The sequence below is a fragment of the Nonomuraea sp. NPDC048826 genome, assembly GCF_043198225.1.
Taxonomy (GTDB): Bacteria; Actinomycetota; Actinomycetes; order Streptosporangiales; family Streptosporangiaceae; genus Nonomuraea.
Genome location: NZ_JBICUQ010000001.1, coordinates 1069218 through 1092395 on the forward strand (window position 1 = coordinate 1069218; position 23178 = coordinate 1092395).

Annotated in this window: 17 protein-coding genes; 10 read left to right on the plus strand and 7 right to left on the minus strand. The window is 71.2% G+C overall.

Annotated elements, in window-relative coordinates; genetic code table 11:
* Window positions 1-36: 36 nt before the first annotated feature.
* The 4 genes from ACGFI7_RS05250 to ACGFI7_RS05265 are packed head-to-tail and all read right to left on the minus strand — an operon-like array spanning window position 37 to window position 4905.
* Entirely contained in the window at window positions 37-936 is a 900-nt protein-coding gene (locus ACGFI7_RS05250; RefSeq protein ID WP_393399322.1) for a carbohydrate ABC transporter permease, read from the minus strand.
* On the minus strand, window positions 933-2312 hold the full coding sequence (locus ACGFI7_RS05255; protein WP_393399325.1) for an ABC transporter permease subunit: 1380 nt from the start codon (window positions 2310-2312) through the stop codon (window positions 933-935). Before ACGFI7_RS05255 ends, ACGFI7_RS05250 begins: the two co-directional genes overlap by 4 nt.
* Before the next feature lie 12 nt (window positions 2313-2324).
* Complete coding sequence (locus ACGFI7_RS05260; protein ID WP_393399328.1) at window positions 2325-3650, minus strand: ABC transporter substrate-binding protein; 1326 nt, start codon at window positions 3648-3650, stop codon at window positions 2325-2327.
* A gap of 7 nt (window positions 3651-3657) precedes the next feature.
* Window positions 3658-4905 carry an ABC transporter substrate-binding protein gene (locus tag ACGFI7_RS05265; protein WP_393399331.1) on the minus strand — a complete coding sequence of 416 codons (1248 nt, stop codon included), beginning with the start codon at window positions 4903-4905 and terminating at the stop codon, window positions 3658-3660.
* A gap of 129 nt (window positions 4906-5034) precedes the next feature.
* Between ACGFI7_RS05265 and ACGFI7_RS05270 the strand changes: the two genes are divergently transcribed.
* Genes ACGFI7_RS05270 through ACGFI7_RS05280 form a run of 3 tightly spaced genes read left to right on the plus strand, consistent with a single transcriptional unit; the run spans window position 5035 to window position 8545 of the window.
* Window positions 5035-5541, plus strand: coding sequence for a PadR family transcriptional regulator (locus ACGFI7_RS05270; RefSeq protein ID WP_393399333.1), 507 nt, complete (start codon window positions 5035-5037; stop codon window positions 5539-5541).
* Window positions 5538-6272 carry an ABC transporter ATP-binding protein gene (locus tag ACGFI7_RS05275; RefSeq protein WP_393399336.1) on the plus strand — a complete coding sequence of 245 codons (735 nt, stop codon included), beginning with the start codon at window positions 5538-5540 and terminating at the stop codon, window positions 6270-6272. The genes ACGFI7_RS05270 and ACGFI7_RS05275 overlap by 4 nt, the downstream gene beginning before the upstream one ends.
* Window positions 6269-8545: an FtsX-like permease family protein gene (locus ACGFI7_RS05280; protein WP_393399338.1), complete on the plus strand. Its 2277-nt coding sequence runs from the start codon at window positions 6269-6271 to the stop codon at window positions 8543-8545. Before ACGFI7_RS05275 ends, ACGFI7_RS05280 begins: the two co-directional genes overlap by 4 nt.
* Here ACGFI7_RS05280 and treS read toward each other — a convergent pair.
* Together treS and ACGFI7_RS05290 are read right to left on the minus strand one after the other, a co-directional pair.
* On the minus strand, window positions 8532-10238 hold the full coding sequence (treS, locus tag ACGFI7_RS05285) for a maltose alpha-D-glucosyltransferase (protein WP_393399340.1): 1707 nt from the start codon (window positions 10236-10238) through the stop codon (window positions 8532-8534). The two genes, ACGFI7_RS05280 and treS, sit on opposite strands and share 14 nt — an antisense overlap.
* Before the next feature lie 271 nt (window positions 10239-10509).
* Complete coding sequence (locus ACGFI7_RS05290) at window positions 10510-12159, minus strand: asparagine synthetase B family protein (RefSeq protein WP_393399342.1); 1650 nt, start codon at window positions 12157-12159, stop codon at window positions 10510-10512.
* A gap of 69 nt (window positions 12160-12228) precedes the next feature.
* Between ACGFI7_RS05290 and ACGFI7_RS05295 the strand changes: the two genes are divergently transcribed.
* The 6 genes from ACGFI7_RS05295 to ACGFI7_RS05320 all read left to right on the plus strand — a co-directional run bounded on the left by ACGFI7_RS05295 (window position 12229) and on the right by ACGFI7_RS05320 (window position 20440).
* Entirely contained in the window at window positions 12229-14073 is a 1845-nt protein-coding gene (locus ACGFI7_RS05295) for a hypothetical protein (protein WP_393399345.1), read from the plus strand.
* 13 nt (window positions 14074-14086) lie between these two features.
* Window positions 14087-14710 carry an anticodon-binding protein gene (locus ACGFI7_RS05300; protein ID WP_393399347.1) on the plus strand — a complete coding sequence of 208 codons (624 nt, stop codon included), beginning with the start codon at window positions 14087-14089 and terminating at the stop codon, window positions 14708-14710.
* A gap of 117 nt (window positions 14711-14827) precedes the next feature.
* Window positions 14828-16210, plus strand: coding sequence for a diaminopimelate decarboxylase (lysA, locus tag ACGFI7_RS05305; protein ID WP_393399350.1), 1383 nt, complete (start codon window positions 14828-14830; stop codon window positions 16208-16210).
* Entirely contained in the window at window positions 16207-17496 is a 1290-nt protein-coding gene (locus tag ACGFI7_RS05310) for a homoserine dehydrogenase (protein WP_393399352.1), read from the plus strand. The genes lysA and ACGFI7_RS05310 overlap by 4 nt, the downstream gene beginning before the upstream one ends.
* A gap of 236 nt (window positions 17497-17732) precedes the next feature.
* Entirely contained in the window at window positions 17733-18815 is a 1083-nt protein-coding gene (locus ACGFI7_RS05315) for a glycosyltransferase family 2 protein (RefSeq protein ID WP_393399355.1), read from the plus strand.
* On the plus strand, window positions 18812-20440 hold the full coding sequence (locus tag ACGFI7_RS05320; RefSeq protein ID WP_393399357.1) for a glycosyltransferase: 1629 nt from the start codon (window positions 18812-18814) through the stop codon (window positions 20438-20440). Before ACGFI7_RS05315 ends, ACGFI7_RS05320 begins: the two co-directional genes overlap by 4 nt.
* Window positions 20441-20452: 12 nt before the next feature.
* Here ACGFI7_RS05320 and ACGFI7_RS05325 read toward each other — a convergent pair whose 3' ends face one another.
* Entirely contained in the window at window positions 20453-21904 is a 1452-nt protein-coding gene (locus ACGFI7_RS05325) for a glycosyltransferase (RefSeq protein ID WP_393399359.1), read from the minus strand.
* A 166-nt stretch (window positions 21905-22070) separates the two neighbouring features.
* On the opposite strand from ACGFI7_RS05325, the gene thrC reads away from it, so the two are divergent.
* Window positions 22071-23129: a threonine synthase gene (gene thrC, locus ACGFI7_RS05330; RefSeq protein WP_393399361.1), complete on the plus strand. Its 1059-nt coding sequence runs from the start codon at window positions 22071-22073 to the stop codon at window positions 23127-23129.
* The last annotated feature ends 49 nt before the right edge of the window (window positions 23130-23178 follow it).

A 23178-nucleotide genomic window follows, 5' to 3' on the forward strand; every position in this document is an offset into this window, starting at 1 on the left:
CCACGCCCCCGCGGGAAGCGGGCGCCCGCCGGAGGTCTACTTCACCGAGCCGGCCATCATGCCCTGGACGAAGTAGCGCTGGAAGGCGAAGAACAGCACCAGCGGGATGATCAGCGACAGGAAGGCGCCGGACGAGAGGATGTCCATGTTGGTGCCGAACTGCCGCATCTGAGACTGGAGGTACTTGGTCATCGGCTGGTTCGCCGAGTTGGCGAAGACCAGGGCGATGAGCATGTCGTTCCACACCCAGAGGAACTGGAAGATGCCCAGCGAGGCGATGGCGGGCTTGCCCAGCGGGAACACCACCGACACGAAGATCCGCCACTCCGGCGCCCCGTCCATCCGCGCCGCCTCCAGCAGCGAGGCGGGGATGCCGATGAAGAAGTTGCGGAGCAGGAAGATCGCGAAGGGCAGTCCGAACGCCACGTGGAACAGCACCACGCCGGGGATCGAGCCGAAGATCCCGGCCTGGCCGTAGAGCGCGGCCACGGGGATCAGCGCGATCTGGATCGGCACGATGAGCAGCGCGACCACGATCAGGAACAGCAGGTCCCGGCCGGGGAACTCCATCCAGGCGAACGCGTACGCAGCCATGGCCGCGATGCCGATCACCAGGATCGTGGTCGGCACGGTGATGGCCACGGTGTTCCAGAAGGACGCGCCGAAGCCGCCGGCCAGCAGGTCGCGGTAGTTGGCGATGGTGAGCTCGGCGGGCTTGGTGAAGATGGTCCACCAGCCCTCGGCGTTGTTGACCTCGGTGGTGCGCAGCGAGACCACCATCAGGCCCAGGGTGGGCACCAGCCAGAACAGGCCGAGCAGGATCATCACCAGCTGGACGACACCGCTGCCGAGGCGGTCCACGATGCGCCCGATCACGTTGCGTCGCGGCGCGCCGGCGTGGCTGCGCGCCGGTGCCGTCGCCGTCGCCGTCGTCATGAGTCGCCCCTCTTGAACCTGCGGATGTTCATGATCATGAAGGGCAGGACCAGGATGAGCAGGAAGACGGCCAGCGCGCTGCCGAGTCCCTGGTTGTTCCCGCCGCCGAACGAGACGCGCCACATCTCCAGCGCGATCACGTTCGCCTCCGGTTGGACCGAGGGTGGCGCGATGATGAACACCAGGTCGAACACCTTCAAGGTATTGATGATCATCGTCACGAAGACGACGAGCAGGACGGGCGACAGCAGCGGCACCGTGATCCTGCGGAACACCTGCCACTCGGTGGCGCCGTCGATGCGGGCCGCCTCCAGCGCGTCACGCGGGATGGCCGACAGGCCGGCCGCGATCAGCACCATGGCGAACCCGGCCCACACCCAGACGAACGCCCCGATGATCGCCGGTGTGATCAGGGTCGGGCCGAGCCAGGTCAGCCCGTTGTAGGCGGCCTCGAAGTTCGACGCCGGCAGCCGCACCACGTAGGAGCCGGCGGGCAGGCCGTCGAACCGGAAAGAGCCGTCCTCGGCCGTGGTGGTCGTCGCCGCCACCTCGCCCCCGTTGACCGCCTCCACGGTCATCCCGGGCAGGCCCTTCTCGGTCGCGTCCGGCTGGCCGTTCACTCCGCCCCCGCCGGGCGTGAAGTCGAACCACACCGTGCCCGCCAGCCCGTCACCGCCTGTCGCGGCGGCGGCCGGCTGGGCGTCCGCGGGCATCACGTCAGGCTTGACGCCCACGATCGGGATCAGCACGGGCTGCCCGGCCTGCGCCGGTTGCTTGGTGACGACCGTGCCGTCCTCCTCGGCCGTCACCGGGGACTCGTCGCCTCCGCGCCCGCGCGCCTCCGGGTAGCCCTGCGAGGAGGAGAACGTGTCGCCCACCACGGTCATGACGGCGTTGGCCAGGCCCTTGTCGGGGTCCTCGTCGTACACGAGCCGGAAGATGACGCCGGCGGCCATCAGCGAGACGGCCATCGGCATGAAGACGATCAGCTTGAACGCGGTCGCCCACTTGATCCGCTCGGTCAGCACCGCGAAGATCAGGCCGAGCGTGGTGACCACGATCGGCGCGACGACCACCCAGATCAGGTTGTTGCGGATGGTCCGCAGCGTGCCGCCGTCACTGAAGATGGTGCCGTAGTTCTCCACACCGACGAACACCTCGCCGGAGGCGTCGTACAGGCTGCGGAAGATCGAGTAGCCGATCGGGTAGACCACCCAGATGCCCAGCAGCAGGGCCGCGGGCAGCAGGAAGATGATCGCGATCGTCGGTGACGGGCCTAGGCGTCGTCTTTTTGGGGGGGTATCAGCCGGTCCCGAGGTAGGCCCGCCCGTGGTGGCCACGGGCGGGTCCTGGGGGCCGTCCAACCTTTCGGTCACGGCCTTACCTCTTTACTTCCAGGCCTTCTTGGCCTCGGCCTCGAGCGCCTCCTGGGCGCCCTTGACGTCGCTCGGGTCGCGCAGGAAGTCCTGCAGGACCTTCCACTCGCCCTTGCCGTCGGTGCCGCCGAAGGCGCTCGGCGCCAGGTCGGACATGTCGTAGCGGACCGACTCGCCGGCCGAGATGATCGTCTGGCCGAGCTGCTTGGTCAGCTCGTTCGGGTAGTTGTCGGGGGAGACGTTCTTGTTGGGCGACAGGTAGCCGGGCAGCTTGGCCCAGATCTCGCCACCCTCCTTGGAGGCCAGGAACTGCAGCAGCGCCATGGCGCCGGGCGAGTCCTTCATGGCCACCGCGACGTCACCGCCGAGCACGACCGGCGCGGTGTCGCCGACCTTCGGGAACGGGAAGTACTTGGCCTCCTCGCCGACCTTGGCGCCGGACTCCTCGGCCGTGACCGCGACGAAGTCGGCCTCGATCACCATCGCGGCCTCGTCCTCGCCGTAGACCTTGGTGACGCAGGTCGGGAAGTCGGTCTGCAGCGCGCCGGAGGTGCCGCCCGCGACGAACTCCTTCTTACTGGCGATCTGCGCGATCTTCTCCAGCGCGGTGGCGACGCTCGGGTCGGTCCACGGGATCTCGTGCTTGGAGAGCTGGTCGTACTTCTCCGGCCCGGCCGAGGACAGGTAGACGTTCTCGAACAGGTCGGTCAGGGTCCAGCCGGAGGCGCCGCAGAACGAGAACGGCGGGGTGCCGGAGTCGGCGATCGTCTGCCCGGCCTTCACCAGCTCGTCCCAGGTGGTCGGCGGCTGCACGCCGGCCTCCTCGAAGGCGTTCGAGCGGTACCAGACCAGCGACTTGTGCGCGGCCTTGATCAGCACGCCGTACACCTGGCCGTCGGCGGAGCCGAGCTCCTTCCAGTACTCGGTGTAGTTGGCGTCGATCTCCTTGGTCACGTCCTCGGTGAGCGGCTTGAGCGCGTCCTGGTCGGCGTACTGCTGGACCAGGCCCGGCTGCGGCAGGATCGCCACGTCCGGCGGGCTGCCGCCCTGGATGCGCGGGCCGAGGTAGGCGCCGGTGTCCTCACCGGTGGAGGCGTAGGTGACCTTGGCACCGGTCTTGTCGGAGAAGGCCTTGAGCACCTGCTCGAAGTTCTTCTGCTCCTCGCCGGTCCACTTGGCGGCCACCTCGAGCGTGACGCCCTCGAGCGTCTTGCCGCCGGCGCTCTCGCTGGCGGCGGGGGCGGACTCCGTGGGCTGGGAGGTGGTCGGCGCGTTGCCGCAGGCGGACACCGCCACCGCCAGTCCCGCCAGAATCGCTACTGCTCTGCCTGTTCGCATGGCTGCCTCACTGGGTTCTGATGATTTCTTCAAGTTCGGCTTTCAACGAGGCCGCCACATCGTCGGCGGGCTCGTTGACCGGGGGGTTGAGCGCTTTGGCGACCGTGCTCGCGATCACCAGGCTGAGCTGGTTGTAGTGCGGGCTCGCCGCGCGCGGCTCGGCGGCGAGGATGCTCTGCTTGAGCACGGGCAGGTAGGGGAAGCGCTCGATCAGCTCGGGGTCGTCGTAGAGCTCGGTCCACACCGGAGGGAAGGAACCCTCGGTGAGCACGCGGCGCTCGTTCTCCAGGCTCGTGAAGTAGCGGATGAACTCCGTCGCGGTCTGCTGGTGTCGTGAGTGGGCGCTGATCGCCAGGTTGATGCCGCCCAGCGAGCTGGTGCCCGGCCCGTCGAGGCCAGGCAGCATGGTCACCGCCACCTTGTCACCGAGTCTGTTCCTGGCCGGCCCGTAGGCGTGCGGCCAGTTGCGCGCGAAGGCGAGCCTGCCCTCCTGGAAGGCCAGGCGGGACTCCTCCTCCTTGTAGTTCAGCGACTCCTCGGGGATCCAGCCTTCACGCAGGCCCTGCTGGAGGAACTCCAGCGCGGTCGTCGCGGAGGCGGGGTCGAGGGTCACCCGAGTGCCGTCGGCACTGAGGATCTCGCCTCCCGCCGACTGCACGGCCTCGGAGAAGTTGACGGTCAGCCCCTCGTACGCGAGGAACTGCCCGGCATAACCCTCGATATCGTGCTTTTTCGTGATCTTTTGGGCTTGTTCGCGAAGCTCCGCCCACGTCCGGGGCGGTTTCTTCACCAGGTCGGTGCGGTAGTAGAGCAGCCCCGCGTTGCTCGTGTACGGGACCGCCCACAGCTTGTCCTTGTAGATCGCGGTCTTCACGACGGGCGGCAGGAACTTGTCGAGCGGGAAGGACCCGCGCTCCAAGGGGATGATCCAGCCGTTCTCCGCGAATTCCGCGGTCAGCACCACGTCCAGTCCGAGCACGTCGTAACGGGTGCTGCGGGCCTGCAGGTTGGCCACCATCTGGGCGCGCTGCTCGTCGGCCGCCTCGGGCAGCTCGATGAGCGTCACCTTCTCGGCCGGGTGGGCCTGATTCCAGCGATCCAGCAAGGGTTGAAGGTACGCCGTGGTGTCGCGCCCGGTGGCGAACGTGATCGGGCCGGTGCCTCCGGCCCGCGACGTGCCGCCACCCTCATCGCCAGCCGCCGCGCATCCGGACGCCGCGAGGACGGCCAGGACGAGCGCCAGACGACGGAGCACCGCTATTTCCTCCTTGTGCGAAGAGGTTACATACGTGTTAGGTAGATGCATTCATGTTATGCACACCGGTAATCTGGTGGTCAACGGCAATGCATGTAACGCATCCGTAACACACGGGGAGGTGAGGCGGTGAGGCTTCACCTGCTGGCGCTTCTGGCCAAGGAGCCTGCCCACGGCTACGAGCTCAAACAGGCACTTGAACAGACCTTCGGCAGCGCATACCCGTCGCCCAACATCGGCCAGATCTACGTGACCCTGGGCCGGCTGGAGAAGGACGGCCTGGTGCGCGCCGTGGACGTCGAGCAGTCCAACCGGCCGAACAAGAAGGTCTACTACCTCACCGCCAAGGGCCGCGACGTGCTCCACCTGTGGGTGGACGAACCGACCGAGGGCCCGCGGGTGCGCGACGAGTTCTTCATGAAGCTCGTGCTGGCCCCGATGACCGGCATCGCCGACCGGATGGTGCTGATCAACCGGCAGCGCCGCCACTACCTGTCGCTGATGAAGGACCTCAACGAGCTGCTCGACCGCACCTCGCCCGAAGACAAATTCGCGACACTGCTCATCGAAGGTGCCATGCTGCATCTCCAGGCCGATCTCGACTGGCTCGAACGGTGTCAGGAGGACCTCGCATGAGTGACCAGCCCGTGCTCAAGGCGGTCAACCTGGTGAAGATCTACTCCGACGGCGCGGTGCCGGTGCCCGCGGTGCGCGGGGTGGACCTCCAGGTGGAGGCGGGCGAGTTCGTGGCCATCATGGGCCCGTCCGGGTCCGGCAAGTCGACGCTCGTCCACATGCTCGGCGGCCTCGACGCCCGCACCAGCGGCGAGATCTGGCTCGACGGCAAGCGGGCCGACACCCTCTCCGAGAGCGCCTGGGCCCTGCTGCGCCGCAAGAAGGTCGGCTTCGTCTTCCAGTTCTTCAACCTGGTCGCCAACATGACCGTGGCCGACAACGTCGAGCTGCCCGCCCTGCTGGCCGGCGCCTCGCCCAGGGAGGCCCGCGAGCGCCGCGAGAGCCTCCTCGGCGCGCTCAACCTCACCGACCGCGCCGACGCCGCGCCCGCCCAGCTCTCCGGCGGCGAGCAGCAGCGCGTCGCGCTCGCCCGCGCGCTCGCCAACCAGCCCGCCGTGCTGCTGGCCGACGAGCCCACCGGCAACCTCGACAGCCGCAACACCCGCGACGTGCTCCGCCTGCTCGGTCAGGTCCACAAGGACGGCCAGACGATCGTCATGGTCACCCACGACGCCCGCGTGGCCGCGCTCGCCGACCGGGTGGTCAGCCTGCTCGACGGCGAGATCGTGGACGACGGCCGGATCGCCAGGCCCCGCCGGCGCACCGTCGGAGAAGTGATCGACCTGCGATGAGCACGGCACTGGCGGGCAGCCGCTGGATCAGGGCGGACCTGCGGGCGCGGAAGGGCCAGGCGACGCTGACCGTGCTCGCCGTGGCCGGCATCGTGGCCGCCCTGATCACCGCGGTGACGCTCCTGGAAGACTCCACCAACCCGTGGCGCGGCCTGTTCGCCCAGACCGAGGGCGCCCACGTCTGGCTCTACACCCGCGACAACACCGCCCAGCTGGCCGGCGTCCAGGCGCTCGACGGGGTGACCGCCACGGCGGGCCCGTACCGGTCGGCCCCCGTCACGGCCCTGCAGGAGGGCAGACGGGAGCCCGCCTCGCTGCGCGCGATGCCCGCCACGCCGCCCCGCGTGGCGCACCCCGCGATCGTGGAGGGCGGCTGGCTCGACCCGGCCCACCCCGACGGCGTGGTCGTCGAGCGCTCCTTCGCCCGCGACCTGCGGCTGCGCATCGGCGCCCCGTTCACCGTGATCGCGCTCAGCGGCCAGCGTCACACCCTGTACGTACGCGGCATCGCCGACTCAGCCGACCAGGGCTTCTACCCCGAGTGGACGCCCGGCCTGGCCTGGGTGCTGCCCCAGGCGCTCGACCGGATCGAGCCGATGCTCGGCCGCAGCGAGTGGGTGACCGGGCTGCGGCTGGCCGACGCCGACGCCGCCCAGGTGGTCTCCCAGCGGGTCGTCGTCATGCTGGACGACCAGCTCCAGCGGCTCTACACCTGGCGCGAGATCAGGGCCGCGATGGAGCTCGACAACCGGCTGCTCGGCACCATGCTGGCGCTGTTCGGCGTGGTCGGCCTGGTGGCGGCGGCGCTCGCGCTGGCCAACGCGGCCGGCGGCCGGGTGCTGGCCCAGCTCCGCGACCTGGCCACGCTCAAGTCCATGGGCTTCACCCGCGGCCAGGTCGCGATGCTGCTGCTGGTCGAGCATGGCGCGCTCGGCCTGCTCGGCGTCGCGCTCGGCGCGGTCGCCGGCTGGACCGCCACCGTGATCGCGCTCGGCGCCACCTCCGTGGCGCCGATGCCCGTGCTCACCATCATCGCCGGCACCGCGCTGGTGGTGCTGGCCGCGGTGGGCGTGCCGGCCTGGCGCGGCGGGCGCACCCCGCCCATCCCGGCCGCGCCCGCCCTGCCGCCGGGCGGCCACCTGTCCCGGCTGGCCAGGCTCGCCCTGCTGGTACGGCTCCCGCCCGCGCTCGTGCTGGGCACCAGAGACGCCTTCACCCGCCGGGTGCCCGCGTTCCTGACCGTGTTCGGGCTGGCCGTGCCGATGATGATGGTCACCATCGGGCTGGGCGTGTGGGCCACCCTCGACAACTTCGCCCGCAACCCCGACCAGGTCGGCCAGCACGCCTCGCTGTACGTGCGGCCCGGTAAGACGGACCCGGCCGACGCCGCCCGGCTGGTGGGCGCCGACCGTGACGTGGCCGCTGTCTACCCCGGCACCGACGTCAACGCGCTGGCCCCGGGTGAGGGCCGCTCGGTGCGGGTCCGGGCCATCGGCGGCTCGGCCTCCGACCGCTACCCGTTCCCCGTCGTCGAGGGCCGCATGTACGCCGAGCCCGGCGAGGCCGTGGCCGGGCAGGGGCTGCTCGACCTGCTCGGGGTGAAGATCGGCGACCGGGTCCGGCTGACCGTGGGCGGCTCGCCGCTGATCGTGCGCGTCGTCGGCCGTACCGTCGAGCCCGACCAGGACGGCGAGGTGCTGTCGGTGGGGCTCGACAGCCTGGCGGCCAAGGACTCCGTGCCGCCTGAGTACTACGCGCTGGCCCTGCACGCGGGCGCCAACCGCGACGAGGTGGCGGCGCGGCTGCTGGCCGAGTCGGGAGAGAACCTGGAGATGCAGGCGGCGGTCAACCCCGCCGACCGGCTGGCGATGATCCGGGTGGTGATCGTGGCGCTGATCGCCGTGCTCACCCTGATCGGCCTGGCCAACCTGCTGACGGCCAGCGCGCTCGGGCTGCGTGACCACGCGGCCGACCTGGCCGTGCTGAAGGCGATGGGGCTGACGCCGCGCCAGGTGATGGCCACGCTGGTGACCGGCACCGGCCTGCTGGTGGTGCTCGGCGTCGTGGCGGGCGCGGTGGCCGGGGTGTCGGTGGTGACCGGGCTGATCGACCTGCAGGGCCACACCAGCGGGGTGGGCGCTGGGATCGGCCGCCCGCCCTCGCCGGTGACGCTGGCGCTCGCGGTGCTGCTGGCCGTGGGCACGGCCCTCGCGGTGGCGTTGATCCCCGCCCGCCGCGCGGCCCGTGCCCAGGTGCCCGTCACCGCGAGGTGACGGCCTCCCGCCGGAGCGCGAACCAGTAGAAACCGTGCCCCGGCAGCGTCAGCAGATAGGGCCGGTCGCCGATCTCCGGGAAGTGCACGCCGCCGCGCGCCTCCACCGGCGTCATGCCCTCGAACCGGCGCAGGTCCAGCTCCACCGGCTGCGGGAACTTCGACAGGTTGTTCACGCACAGCATCACGTCGTCACGCTCCTCGCGCACGTACGTGAGCACCGACGGGTTGGACGACCACATCTCGGTGTACGAGCCGGTCCCGAAGACCGGGTGGTTGCGCCGGATCTGCAGCATCTTGCGGGTGAAGTTGAGCAGAGACCCCTCGTTGCGCTGCTGGGACTCCACGTTGATCGCCTGGTAGCCGTAGATCGGGTCCATGACCACCGGGAGGTAGAGCCGGCCCGGGTCGCCGTGCGAGAAGCCCGCGTTGCGGTCGGGGCTCCACTGCATCGGCGTGCGCACCGAGTCGCGGTCCTCCAGCCAGATGTTGTCGCCCATGCCGATCTCGTCGCCGTAGTACATGACCGGCGAGCCGGGCAGCGACAGCAGCAGGGCGGTGAACAGCTCGATCCGGTCGCGGTCGTTGTCGAGCAACGGCGCCAGCCGGCGGCGGATGCCGAGGTAGGCCCGCATCCGCGGGTCCTTGGCGTACTCGCTGTGCATGTAGTCGCGCTCTTCCTCGGTCACCGTCTCGAGCGTCAGCTCGTCGTGGTTACGCAGGAAGATGCCCCACTGCGCGGTGTCCGGCAGCTTGGGCGTGCGGGACATGATCTCGGAGATCGGCTCGCGCGTCTCCTTCTTCACCGCCATGTAGATGCGCGGCATCAGCGGGAAGTGGAAGGCCATGTGGCACTCGTCGCCGCCCACCGTCGGGTCGCCGAAGTACTCGACCACGTCCTCCGGCCAGCCGTTGGCCTCGGCCAGCAGCACCCGGTCGGGGTAGAGACGGTCGACCTCGGCGCGGATCTTCTTCAGGTAGGCGTGCGTCTCCGGCAGGCCGGCGCACGCGGTGCCCTCCCGTTCGAAGAGGTACGGCACCGCGTCCAGCCGGAACCCGTCGATGCCCAGGTCGAGCCAGAAGCGCAGCACCTCCAGCATGGCCTCCTGCACCGCGGGGTTGTCGTAGTTGAGGTCCGGCTGGTGGTGGAAGAAACGGTGCCAGTAGTACTGCTTGCGCACCGGGTCCCAGGTCCAGTTGGACTCCTCCGCCCCGATGAAGATGATCGGCGCGTCCGGGTAGCCCGTCGGCTCGTCCGACCAGACGTAGAAGTCGCCGTACGGCCCCTCGGGATCGTGGCGGGACGCCTGGAACCAGGGGTGCCGGTCGGAGGTGTGGTTCATCACCAGGTCGGTGATGATCCGCAGGCCGCGCTCGTGAGCGGCCTCGACCAGCTGGATGAAGTCGGCGAGATCTCCGAAATCCGGCAGGATCTTCATGTAGTCGGAGATGTCGTAGCCGCCGTCGCGCAGCGGCGACTCGTAGAGCGGCAACAACCACAGACAGTCGACGCCCAACCACTCGAGATAGTCGAGCTTCTCGACGAGGCCGCGAAGGTCTCCTGTGCCGTCCCCGTTGGAGTCCTTGAACCCCCGCACGAGGACCTCGTAGAACACCGCCCGCTTGTACCAGGCCGGATCTTCCGAGATGAAGTTCTCGGCCACCGGCTCCGGTGATGGGGATGCGTTGATCATGTGTCGCTCACAGTAAGAGATGTGGGCAGGACGAAGTCACCGGTTACCCCGGCGTTCATATCTGGTGACCGCGCCGCGTGGAGTCGTCATCCCTGCGAATCCATGCCCTCGACAGGCCCGGATTTGTGATCCGGCACCCGCTTGTGCGGCGCTTACGGGCCGAACACTACCAGCCCGTTGGCTTTCCGGAACCCGCTTGTGCTGTGCGGGCAGTAATACCCCCGAGATCGCCCCGTAACCGTGATGTTACTGTGCGTTCTTCTCGGTGTAACTAGAACGGGGCAGACAGGTCACCCAGATCGTTCTCGAAGTCGCTCAGCCAGAGTCCGAAAAGCACCAGCCCGCGCACCCAGAACCGGTCGTTCCACCCGTTGAACCGGGTCAGCGCGTCGGGGCCGTCCGCGACCACCGCGTGCAGCTCGTCCGACAGCAGGCCGGGCACCCGCGTGGCCACCACCCGCAGCATCCGGTGGGAGTAGTCGCGGGCCGGGGCGGCCGTGGAGCGCAACGGCACCCGCCGCAGCGGCTGCTTGACCACGTTGGTGGAGGGCAGCGCCGCCACCCGCGGATCGGCGGCGTGCAGCACCTCGCGGTAGAAGCGGCCCTTGTCCTTGCGGGCCACGCCCACCGACAGGGCCGCGTCGAAGAAGTCGGGGTGGATGAACGGCGCCGCGAACGACGCCTCCGGCCCCACCAGGTTGACCGCCGAGCGGGCGATGCCGCGCACCGTGCGGGTGTGGAGCACCGACAGGGGCAGCTCGGCCCGGTGGCCGTGGAGCATCGAGGTGGCCGCGCCGAACTGCTCGCGCACCGCCTCGGCGGTCCACTCCTCGGCCGCCTCCGACAGGAACGGCTTCGAGGGCGCCCCGAGGCTCAGCGAGCCCAGCACGGCCGCCGACCGCTCGGCCTGGCTGGTGGCCTCCAGCGCGGCGCCGCTGACCATGAAGTTCTTCAGCAGCGGCCCGCCCGCCAGGCCGTCGACGAGGACCCGGCCCGACTCGTGGACCTCCTGGGCGAACGGGGCGTACCACGCGTGGTGCGGCGTCAGGTATTCGAGCCTGCGCGCCACCTCGGCGGCGTCGCCGGGGTAGGCGGCAGGGTCCTGGGTGATCACCCGGTGCGGGATGCCCAGCTCGCGGGTGATCGCTCGGGCGAAGGCGATGTCGGTGTCGGTGCCGTCGTCGGGGCTCGTGGTCCACGACTCCACGTCGAACCCGCGGGCCTTGGCCACGCTGCCCAGCAGCCGCGAGTCGTAGCCGCCACTGATCGGCACCAGCAGCTTGCGCCCGTCGTAGTCCTTGTAGACCTCGTGCAGCAGCTCGACGATCTCGCCGGCGCTGACCCACGTCTCGTACGGCTCCTCGCGCAGCCAGCGCGGCAGCCTGCGCTCGGTCGACAGGCGCTCGCCGTCCCACACCAGCGCGCCGGAGCCGGGCAGCCGCTTGATCTCCCGGTAAGGAGTGGCCTCGCCCAGCGGGAACGTCACCCGCAGGATCGACGCCCAGGCCGACCAGTCGATCTCCAGCGGCACCAGCGCCATCAGCGGCTGGATCAGGGACGAGAAGTAGACCGCCTCGCCGATCCGCACGTAATAGACGTCGACCAGCCCGAGCGCGCCCGCGTGCAGCGTGGTGCGCGGGCCGTCGCCGATCAGGCCGGGAGTCTCGTACGTCTCCGCGACCGCCATCCAGTCGGAGACCGGGGCGGACCGGTCGGCGGCCGGCTTGCGCTCTCCCCAGGAGAACGCGAACGCCTCGCCGGAACGCTGGTAGGGAGGCAGCGGGGCGGAGCTGAACAGCGCCGCCTCGGCCGTCTGAAGGGCCGGGCGCACGCGCGGGCCGGCGGAAGACAGCTTGCCGATGATGGCGCCGTCGATCCGGCCGAGACCGCCGCAGACATAGGGCCGCACGATGAACTGCACCGGATCTCTTCCCTTCGAGCCGCTTCCCGCAAAGAGTATCCTTTGCCGGGCTGAGAGACGGAGGTCCAGTTGTCCACGGAGCTGGAGAGCACGCGCAAGGCGCTGCGTGAGGCGGTCGCGCAGGCCGAGCACGCGGCCGAGCTGGCCAGGTTGCTGGACGCGGCACAGAGCAGGCTGGCCGAGGCCGAGAGGCACGCCGACGAGGCCAAGGCGCTCGCCGAGCGGCTGGCCGCGGCCGAGGAGGCGCTGGAGGGCGAGCGCGCCGCCGCCGACAAGCTCCGCAAGGAGCTGGCCGAGCAGCGCTACCAGGCCGAGGTGGCCAACTGGAAGCTGAAGTCGATCAAGGTCGCCCGGTGGAGCCGGCTCGGCGACGCGATCAAGACAGGCAAGAGCAACCCCGTACGGCTGGCCAAGGAGCTCAAGGGCGCCACCAAGCCCGTCAAGCGGCCCATCGCCCCCAAGCGCAAGCCCGTCGCCGCCGACCGGCAGAAGGACGACCGGCCGGGCGCCGCCTTCCAGGCCACCGCCTCGACCCGCACGCTCGCGGGCGAGTCGTTCAAGCTCAAGCCGTTCCGGGTGCCGACCGGCCCCAACACCCGGCCCCACATCACCGCCGCGGTGATCGCCGAGCCGCACGCCGAGGCGCTGCTGCGCTACGAGTGGCGGCAGACCACCGGGTTCACGCCCCGCGACTTCGCCCGCGTGCTGCCGCTGGAGGTGCCCCACCTGCTCGTGGTCGAGTCCGTCGCCACCGGGCCGTGGGCCGAGGAGCTGCGCGGCGAGCCGGGCGATGGGCTCAAGGCGCTGCTGGCCTGGTGCGCCGAACGGGGCATCCGCACCGTCTTCTGGCACACCCGCGGCGACGTGTCGGCCTACGCCGCGGCCGCCGAGCTGTTCGAGCACCGCTTCACCACCGACCTGACCGTCGGCTGGCCGCGCCTGCAGTTCGGCGTCCAGCCCCGGGTCCACAACCCGCTCCCGCTGACGGGCGGCCGCATCGACCGGGTGCTCACCCTCGACCAGCTGCTCCCCGGCCACCTGGCCTACCCCGACGTGCTCACCTCCTACCGCTGGCCGGCCGGGGTCGACTGCCCGCCCGGCACGCCGATGTGGCGCCTGGCCGAGATCGCCGCCTGCGGCACCCCGATCGGCCAGGATCCCGACACCCGCCGCGCGCACGTCGCGCTGCGCCGCGCCTACGACAGCGGCACCATGAGCGAGCGGATCGACGAGCTGCTCGACAAGGTGGGGCTGCCCAGCGCCCGCGCCACCCTCGACACCTCCGTCCTGCTGGTCATCCCCGAGCCCCAGCGGATGGAGCACGCGCTGGCCCAGGTCGGCCGGCAGAACGGGGTGTCCCAGCTGGTCGTCGTCGGCCCGCTGGAGGCCGAGCGCCGGGCCCGCGAGATCATGCCCGACGTCGACGTGATCCACCGGCCGCTCCGCTCCGACCTGACCGTCGGCGCCATGCTCGGGCGCGGGCTCGACCTGTGCGAGGCCGACCTGGTCGCGGTCATGGACCCGCGCGACGTCTACGGCTCCCACTACCTGTCCGACCTGCGGCGCGCCTTCCTGTTCACGACCGCCGACATCGTCGGCAAGAGCGCCTTCTACGCCCACCTGCGCAAGCCGCAGGCCACGCTGCTCAAGCAGCCCGACGCCGAATACTCCTACCTCCCGGAGATCGCCGGCGCCACCTTGCTCGCCCGCCGCAACCCGCTGCGCGAGCTGGGCTTCGCCGACCTCACCGAGGGCTGGGACGAGGTGCTCATGCGCCAGTGCAGGCAGGACGGGGTCAAGGTGTTCTCCGCCGACCGGTTCGGCTACGTGCGGGTGCGCGACGAGGACCGGTGGCTGCTCGGCGCGGCCCACCTGGTGGAGTACGGCTCGGCCGAGCCGCACGCGCTCATCTGACGGGGCCGGATCCGTGACGCCCGCGCGGCTGGCCGCGGTGCTCGGCGAGCCGCCCGTGCCCGACGGCACGTGGGCGGGGGAGGCCGCCTACGTCTCGCCCGCCGCGCTGCGGCGCGGGGTGCCGGCCGCGGACCTGGCCGGACGCCTGCGCGGGCTCGCGGGGGTGACGCGGGCCGAGGCGCTGCCCAACGGGTTCGTGCGGGTCGTGGTCGAGGTTCCGGGCGCGCTCCTGGACGACCTCGACCCGCCCGCCCTGGCCGATCCCGGCTGGCCGGACCTCCCTCGTACGTGGGAGAACCCCGGGTTCGTGGTCCGCTACGGGCACGCGCGGGCGGTGGCGGTGCGGCGCTGGGCCCGCGAGCTGGGGGTGCCGGCGAGCGGGTTCCGGCCCGAGCTGCTGACCTCCCCGTACGACAGGGCGGTGCTGCGGGTGCTGGCCGAGCTGCCCGGACGGGCGGCGAGCCGCGATCCGGGCTGGGAGGCGTGGCTGGTGCGGCTCGCGCTGGCCTACCACGACGCGCACGAACACGCCCCGGCCGTGCCGATGGGCGACGCGTCGCCCGAGCCGGTGCACACCGCACGGGTGCGGCTGGCGGGGGCGGTGGAGAGCGTGCTGACAGGGCCGGATCGGATATAAGAAAAACCTGCCTTCCGGGCGAAAATGCGTAAAATCTTCGCGGCGCGGCCGGTGATAGCGTCTCGATAGGTGAGCACCGGGCACGGGCAGAGGGGCCGTTCCGATAGCCTCGATCGGGTGAGTCGATTCGCCCACCCCGCCGGGGACCGGCACGCCGAGACGCCGCCCCACGAGCGCCCCCCGCTGGCGCCCGACGACCTCAACCGGATCAACCCCGCGATCTGGCCGCGAACGTCCGGCAGGGCCGATGGCGCGCTCACGATCGGCGGGCTCGACGTCCGCGACCTGGCTCGTGAGCACGGCACCCCGCTCTACGTGATCGACGAGGACGACGTGCGCTCGCGCATGCGCGACTACGTCACCGCCTTCGCCGGATCCGACGTCCACTACGCCGGCAAGGCCTTCCTGTGCAAGGAGATGGTCCGCTGGCTCCAGGACGAGGGTCTCGGCCTCGACGTGGCCAGCGGCGGTGAGCTGGCCGTCGCGCTCAGCGTCGGCTTCCCCGCCGAGCGCATCACCCTCCACGGCAACAACAAGTCCGCGGCCGAGCTGACCCGGGCCCTGGAGGCGGGGGTCGGCCACATCGTCGTCGACTCCTACGAGGAGATCGCCCGGCTCGGCTATCTCGCCGCGCAGCTCGGCAAGCGGCCCAGGGTCATGGTCCGGGTGACCACCGGCGTCGAGGCGCACACCCACGAGTTCATCGCCACCGCCCACGACGACCAGAAGTTCGGCCTGTCGCTGAGCTCCGGCGCCGCCGCCGAGGCCGTGCGGCGCATCCTGGAGCTGCCGTCCCTGGAGCTGGTCGGCCTCCACTCCCACATCGGCTCCCAGATCGTCGACACCGCGGGCTTCGAGGTGGCCGCCCGCCGCCTCACCACGCTGCTGGTGCGCATCAAGGACGAGTACGGCGTCGTGCTGCCCGAGCTCGACCTCGGCGGCGGCTACGGCATCGCCTACGTCGACGGCGACGAGGCGCTCGACGTCAAGACCATCGCCGACGGCCTGCGCGAGATCGTGCGCAAGGTCTGCACCGACGCCGGGCTGCCGGTGCCCCGCCTCACCGTCGAGCCGGGCCGCGCCATCGTCGGCCCGGGCGGCATCACTCTCTACGAGGTCGGCACCGTCAAGGACGTCGAGGGGCTGCGCACGTACGTGAGCATCGACGGCGGCATGAGCGACAACGTCCGCACCTCTCTGTACGGCGCCGAATACACCGTCGTGCTGGCCAGCCGCGAGAGCGACGCCGGCCCCATGCTCAGCCGCGTCGTCGGCAAGCACTGCGAGAGCGGCGACATGGTCGTGCGCGACTGCTACCTGCCCGCCGACCTGGCGCCCGGCGACCTCGTCGCGGTGGCCGCCACCGGCGCCTACTGCCGCTCCCTGGCCAGCAACTACAACTACCTGCCCAAGCCCGCCGTGGTCGCCGTCTCCGACGGCCGTTCCCGGGTGATCGTGCGGGGCGAGACCGAGGACGACCTGTTGAGGGGGCAGCTGTGAAACCGTTGAAGGTGGCCCTGCTGGGCTGTGGCGTGGTCGGCTCCCAGGTCATCCGGCTCCTGCACGAGCAGCACGACGACCTGGCCGCCCGGGTCGGAGCCCCGCTGGAGCTGGCCGGCGTCGCCGTGCGCAGGCTCGGCCGCAAGCGCGACGTCGAGGTCGACCCCGGCCTGCTCACCACCGACGCCGAGTCGCTGGTCACCCGCGACGACGTCGACATCGTCGTCGAGGTCATCGGCGGCATCGAGCCCGCCCGCTCGCTCATCACCGCCGCGCTCAACCGCGGCAAGTCGGTGGTCACCGCCAACAAGGCGCTGCTGGCCGAGGACGGCGCGAGCCTGTACGAGGCCGCCAGGTCCGGCAGCGGCGACCTCTACTTCGAGGCGAGCGTGGCCGGTGCGATCCCGCTGCTGCGCCCGCTGCGCGAGTCGCTCGCCGGCGACCGCGTCAACCGCGTGCTCGGCATCGTCAACGGCACCACCAACTACATCCTCGACAAGATGGACTCGACCGGCGCGTCGTTCACCGACGCGCTGGAAGAGGCCCAGACCCTCGGCTACGCGGAGGCCGACCCGACCGCCGACGTCGAGGGCTTCGACGCCGCGGCCAAGGCCGCCATCCTGGCGGGGCTGGCCTTCCACAGCAGGGTCACCGCCGACCAGGTCCACCGCGAGGGCATCACCGAGATCACCGCCACCGACGTGGCCTCGGCCAAGGCCATGGGCTACGTCATCAAGCTGCTGGCCATCTGCGCCCGCTCCGACGACGGCCGGTCCGTCGGCGTCCGGGTCCACCCGGCCATGATCCCGAGGTCCCACCCGCTGGCGGGGGTGCGCGAGGCCTACAACGCGGTCTTCGTCGAGGCCGAGTCGGCCGGGCAGCTCATGTTCTACGGCAAGGGGGCGGGCGGCGCGCCCACGGCCTCGGCCGTGCTCGGCGACCTGGTGGCCGTCGCGCGCAACCGCCTGGCCGGCGCCCGCGGGCCGGAGGAGTCGACCTACGCGTCGCTGCGCGTGCACCCCATGGGCGAGACCGTCACCCGCTGCCACGTCGCCCTGGACGTCGCCGACAAGCCGGGTGTCCTGGCCCGGGTCGCCGACCTGTTCGCCAAGCACGACGTGTCCATCCAGACCGTGCGTCAGGAGGGGCACGGCGACGACGCCCAGCTCGTCATCGTCACACACCGCGCCACCGACGCGGCCCTCACGGCGACGATGGAGGGCCTGCGTGAGCTCGACATCGTCCGGGCCGTGGCCAGCGTGATGCGCGTCGAGGGCGACGAGTAGCCGCCATTCGTCGTTTCCGTCCCGTGATCGGCCCTCGCTGATCACGGGACGATTTCGTCCGCCACCATGCGTGCCCTCGGGCAGGACCGATGTCACTACGCGTAAGAAATGCTGAATGCGTGCTGTGACCTGCCTGAGGGGTTTCCGGGAAAAGCGCACCGCATGCGTACGCATGTGTAAAAAGCGGCGTAAGGTAGGCGACCGGTTCGAGTTTCCGGTCCTCAGGAGCAGTGGCGATGTCCCTCACCCCATGCGGCTACGCGCGCACGCCGGAGAAGGGGCTCGCCCGCCTCGTCTGGCGCGCCGGCGCGTGGGTCGTGGACGGGCCGGACGACTCGGACGAGGCGGCGCTGCGGGCGCTGCGCGGGCTGGAGATCGCGTGGCCGCGGCAGGAGGTGCCGCTCGACGGCATCATGCGGCTGGCCGCGGCCGGGGTGCCGCTGACAGCGGCCGACGCGCCCGCGTGGGTGCCGGCCGGGCCGGCCGCGCTGCTGACCGACCGCGCCTGGCTCGCGCACGAGCCCGACGGCACCGCGCGGTGCCTGGCCGACCTGCGGCGCGAGGAGCACAGCATCCGGCTGCGCCGGCTGGCTGCGCCGCGGCACCCGGCGGAGCCGCTGGTCAGCGTGGTGATGGCGACCAAACGGCCGGAGTTCGTGGCGTCCGCGCTGAGCCAGATGGCGCGCCAGCGCGGGGTGCGGGCCGAGGTGCTGCTGGGGCTGCACGGGATCGCGTTCGAGCAGGTACGGGAGGCCGTCGAGGGCTGCCCGCTGCCGGTGCGCTGGGTGGAGGCGGACGCCGGGGTCCCGTTCGGCGAGGTGCTGAACCGGGCCGCCGCGTCGGCCGGCGGCGACTACCTCACCAAGTGGGACGACGACGATTGGTACGGTCCCGACCACCTGTCCGACCTGCTGTTGGCGGCCGCCTACTCGGGGGCGGACGTGGTGGGCGTCGCGGGCGAGTTCTTCTATTTGGAGCCGCTCAATCTGACGATCAGGCGGACGACCTTCGCGAGCGGGGCTTCGTACCCGAGCGAGGTGTGGGCGGATCACGTGGCAGGTGGGACGATTGTGCTGTCCCGGGAGAAATTTCGGGAAATAGGAGGGTTTCCTGCTTTGCGTGAAGCAGTGGATCGCGAGTTTCTCAAGGCGGCCGCCGCGGCCGGGGCGCGGATCTACCGCACCCACGGGCTGGGCTACGTGCTGCGCCGCGGGCTGAGCGCCCAGCACACGTGGCGGCTGCCGCTGGCCCACTTCGTCAAGGTCGCCGCCAACCAGTGGCACGGCTTCCGCCCCAGCCTGCTGATGGAAGCGGCATGAGAGTACGCGGCAACGACCACCGCGCCATCCGGCCGGCCGAGAACTTCACGCCGGAGCTGCGGGTGAGCGTGATCATCCCGGCCTACGGCGGTCAGGACAAGCTCGACCTGGTGCTCGCCGGGCTCGCCAGGCAGACCTACCCGGCCGACCTCACCGAGGTCATCGTCGTCGACAACGGCAGCACCCCGCCCCTGCGGCTGCCCGCCGACTGCCCGCCGCACACCCGGATGATCCGCTGCGAGGCCCCCGGCCGCGGCAACGCGCGCAACGCCGGGCTGGCCGAGGCCCGGGGCGACGTGATCCACTGGCTCGACTCCGACGTCGTGCCCACCGCCGGCGCGGTCATGGCGCACATGCGCTGGCACCACGCCGCCCCCTACCTCGCTGTCACCGGTTACCTGCGCTTCTCCGAGGCCCCGCTGCCCGAGAAACTGCCCGACGACCTCGAGGCGTACTTCGAACCCGCCGAGCCGCACGCCTGGATCGTCCGGCTGGTCGAGCGGACCGGCGGGCTCACCGACAACCACGAGCGGCCCTTCAGCCTGCACGTCGGCGGCGCCACCTCCGTGAACGCCCGGCTGGTCGAGGCCGCCGGGCCGATGGACGGCGAGCTGATCCTCGGCCAGGACACCGAGATGGGCTACCGCCTCATGCAGGCCGGGGCCGTGTTCGTGCCCGAGCCGGAAGCCCGCGCCTACCACCTCGGCCCCACCATGCGGATGCGCCACAAGGAACGCATCGACCGGGTCAGCTACGCCTTCGTCGGCGACCGCATCCCCGCCTACCGCTGGCTGCGCCGCCATCCCGACCGGCAGTGGAAGATCCCGTACGTGGAGGTCCTGGTCGACGGGACCGCCGGGTACGACTCCGTGCGGGCCACCGTGGACGCGGTGCTCGCGGGCACCGCGCACGACCTGCGGGTGGTGATCGTCGGACCCTGGGACACGCTCGAACGCGACCGCCGCGCCCCCCTCCGGGACCCGAACCTGGAGCTGGTGCTGGTCCACGGGCACTACGAGTTCGAGCCCCGGGTGCGGCTGGCCACCTCCGGCCACGTCGACCCCGCCGTGCCGTACGTGCTGCGGCTGCCGCCCGGCTGGGCGCCCGGCCAGGACTCCGTGGCCGCGCTGCTCGAACGCGCCAGAACCGAAGGGCTCGGGCTGGTCAACGTGCTGCTCGACGAGACGGCCGACGGGGTGGTGTCCGCGCGGCTGGAGCGCACGTCGGCCTTCGCCAGGGCCCGCCTGCTGGCCGGGCCGGAAGAGGACCTCGACGACGTGGTGGACGAGGTGTCCGGCGTCGTCTGGGTGGCCGGCGAGACCTGCGGATTCGCCACCGAACAGCCCGAGCCGCAGGGCCGCCGGAGCGCGTACCGGGCCGGGCTCAAGGCCAAGGAGGAGGCCGAACGCCTGGTCAAGGAGTCGGAGCGGCTGCGTGGCGAGGTGACCAGGTGGCGCGACGAGGCGGGCAAGTGGCGCAAGAGCGCCGTCGAGTACCGCCGGGAGATCGCCGCGCTCCGCAAGGAGGTCGCGGGCCTGCGCCGTGACCTCGCCGCCGCCGACCGCCGCCAGCGCACCCTGCCCGCGGCGCTCTCGGCCAGGGTGAAGCGGGCCCTCCGCAAGTAACGGACCCTCGGCTCAGCCGGGGCGGAGCGCGGACTTCAGGCGGGCCAGGAGGGTCCGGTCCGGGGCCGGGATGGTGACCGGGGCCGGGGCCTGCTCCTTCGGCCTGGGCCAGTAGCGGTCGGGGGCGACGTGACGCACGCCGTGGGTGATGCCGATGACCGCGTCGAGGTCCTCGCCGGGACCGGCCAGCAGGCGGGCGCGGGCGAGCGCCGACGTGCGCTCCAGCCGGGCCTCCCGGCCGTCCGGCAGGTCCACCACCAGGACGCCCGTCAGGTCCTTCTGCACCGTCTCGATCATGCGTTCCAGCGTGGCCCGGTGCAGGGGCACGTCCACCGGCCCCCGGTAGCGGAACGGCGCCGGGGCCGGGGTCGGCGCGGCCTCGTCGATGAGCCGGACCCGGTCGTCGTACCCGAACAGGTCACGCAGCAGCCACAGCTCGAAGCACGGGTCCGACAGCACGGACCGGCGGCCCTCCCGCAGCCGTGACCACGGCCCGACCAGCGTCACCACCACGTCGTGCAGCTTGCCGTCGAGCGCCGCCGACACCGCCTCCCGCACGACCGGCTCCGCGGTGTCGGTGACGTCCAGCACCACCTCCACGTACGGCACCAGCCACCGCCGCCCCCGGTCCTTACGCAGGTCGCGGCGGAGCGGGACGCGGTGCGCGAGGTAGGGCCCGACGGCCCGCACGGCGCGTTCCCGGTCGCGGTGCTGCGCGGGCAGCCCCAGGTGGACGGCCTGCGCTTCCATCTCCGGTACGAAGACCACGCCGTGCATCGCCAGCCGGTAGGCGAACTCGGTGTCCTCGCCCCGCAGCACGTGCGGGTCCAGGCCGCCGACGGCGTGGAAGACCTCGCGCGGCAGGGCGACCGTCGGCCCGGTGCACACGTGGTAGGGGTTGCGGCTCCGGCGCAGCCCGTCGGTCTTGGCGATCGTCGCCTCGGTCGAGCTGGCCACGGCCTTGTCGAGGTCGAACAGCTCGTCCAGACGCCGGGCCTCGAACACCTCGCGGGCGGTGAGCGGCGGCGCCTCGACGAACTTCTTCATGCCGATCGTGACCAGATAGTCGGTCACGTGATGCCAGCGGGCCATCGCCTCGATGTGCTCGCGGCAGGGCACCATGTCGGCGTCCAGGCGCTGGATGATCTCGCCGTCGGCGGCCTTGACGCCGGTGTTGACGGCGTTCGCGATGCCCCAGCCGGAGGCCGGCCGGACGATCCTGGTGTTGTCCGGGCGGAGCTCCGGCAGCTCGATGGGCGGCTCGCTGCCGTCGTCCACGACCAGGACCTCCATGAGGTGGCCCGGGTACGTCTGCGCCGCCAGCGCGGCGAGCGTCAGATCCAGATGAGGCCCGCCGCGGGCGGGTATCACGACGCTCACGGACAGGGCCGGAGACCAGGAGCCGAGCTCGGGCGGCGACACGGCCGAATAGTCGTTCTGCGGCAAAGCAGGACGCGCGTTCATGTGGATGACCCCCTGCGGAGACCCTATCGGGAGATGCTGGGAATTTGCTGAATAATGGACATGTGACGGCGTCTTGTCAGAGCCTTGACAGCTCGGCCCCGAGCGCCTCGCACACCCTGCCCACCCCGTACACTCGGTGCGGAACATCGCAGGTAGGGAGACAGTCATGAGCAGGTCCTGGCGTGGCCTCATCGAGGAGTACCGCGAGCGTCTTCCGGTCACCCCCAAGACGCCCGTCGTCACGCTGCTCGAAGGCGGCACGCCGCTGGTGCCCGCGCACCGCGTCTCCGCCCTGACCGGATGCGAGGTCTACCTCAAGGTCGAGGGCGCCAACCCGACCGGCAGCTTCAAGGACCGCGGCATGACCATGGCCATCAGCAAGGCCGTGGAAGAGGGCGCCAAGGCCGTCATCTGCGCCTCCACCGGCAACACCTCCGCCTCGGCCGCCGCCTACGCCGTCCGCGCCGGTCTCACCTGCGCCGTCCTGGTGCCGCGCGGCAAGATCGCGATGGGCAAGCTGGCCCAGGCGCTCGTCCACGGCGCGACGCTGCTGCAGGTCGAGGGGTCGTTCGACGACTGCCTGGAGATGACCCGCAAGCTGTCGTCCAACTACCCGATCGCGCTGGTCAACTCGGTCAACCCGTTCCGCCTCCAGGGGCAGAAGACCGCCGCCTTCGAGATCGTCGACACGCTCGGCGACGCCCCCGACATCCACTGCATCCCGGTGGGCAACGCCGGCAACATCTCGGCCTACTGGATGGGCTACCAGGAGTACGCCGACGACAAGGTGTCGACCAGGCGGCCGCGCATGTTCGGCTTCCAGGCCAGCGGTGCCGCGCCCATCGTCGACGGCGCCCCCGTGACCCGCCCGCACACCATCGCCACCGCCATCCGCATCGGCAACCCCGCCTCCTGGCAGCTCGCCACGGCCGCCAGGGACGAGTCCGGCGGCCTGATCGACAAGGTGACCGACCGGCAGATCGCGGCCGCCTACAAGCTGCTGGCCCAGGAAGAGGGCGTCTTCGTCGAGCTCGCCTCGGCCGCCAGCGTGGCGGGCCTGCTCCAGGCGCACACCGAGGGCCTCGTCGACCCCGGGCAGCGGATCGTCTGCACGGTCACGGGCAACGGGCTCAAGGACCCCGACTGGGCGATCTCCGGCGCTCCGGCCCCGGTCACCATCCCCATCGACGTCCACGCGGCCGCCTCGGCCCTCAACCTGGCCTGATCCTGGGTGACCCCCGCGTGCGCGGGGAGATCGGGCATGCGGCAGGCTG

Excerpts from the sequence above, each read along its gene's own strand:
- ACGFI7_RS05250 (WP_393399322.1), bottom strand. The coding sequence starts at position 936 with ATGACGACGGCGACGGCGACGGCACCGGCGCGCAGCCACGCCGGCGCG.
- ACGFI7_RS05260 (WP_393399328.1), bottom strand. The coding sequence starts at position 3,650 with ATGCGAACAGGCAGAGCAGTAGCGATTCTGGCGGGACTGGCGGTGGCG.
- ACGFI7_RS05275 (WP_393399336.1), top strand. The coding sequence starts at position 5,538 with ATGAGTGACCAGCCCGTGCTCAAGGCGGTCAACCTGGTGAAGATCTAC.
- ACGFI7_RS05280 (WP_393399338.1), top strand. The coding sequence starts at position 6,269 with ATGAGCACGGCACTGGCGGGCAGCCGCTGGATCAGGGCGGACCTGCGG.
- treS (WP_393399340.1), bottom strand. The coding sequence starts at position 10,238 with ATGATCAACGCATCCCCATCACCGGAGCCGGTGGCCGAGAACTTCATC.
- ACGFI7_RS05315 (WP_393399355.1), top strand. The coding sequence starts at position 17,733 with ATGTCCCTCACCCCATGCGGCTACGCGCGCACGCCGGAGAAGGGGCTC.
- ACGFI7_RS05320 (WP_393399357.1), top strand. The coding sequence starts at position 18,812 with ATGAGAGTACGCGGCAACGACCACCGCGCCATCCGGCCGGCCGAGAAC.
- ACGFI7_RS05325 (WP_393399359.1), bottom strand. The coding sequence starts at position 21,904 with ATGAACGCGCGTCCTGCTTTGCCGCAGAACGACTATTCGGCCGTGTCG.
- thrC (WP_393399361.1), top strand. The coding sequence starts at position 22,071 with ATGAGCAGGTCCTGGCGTGGCCTCATCGAGGAGTACCGCGAGCGTCTT.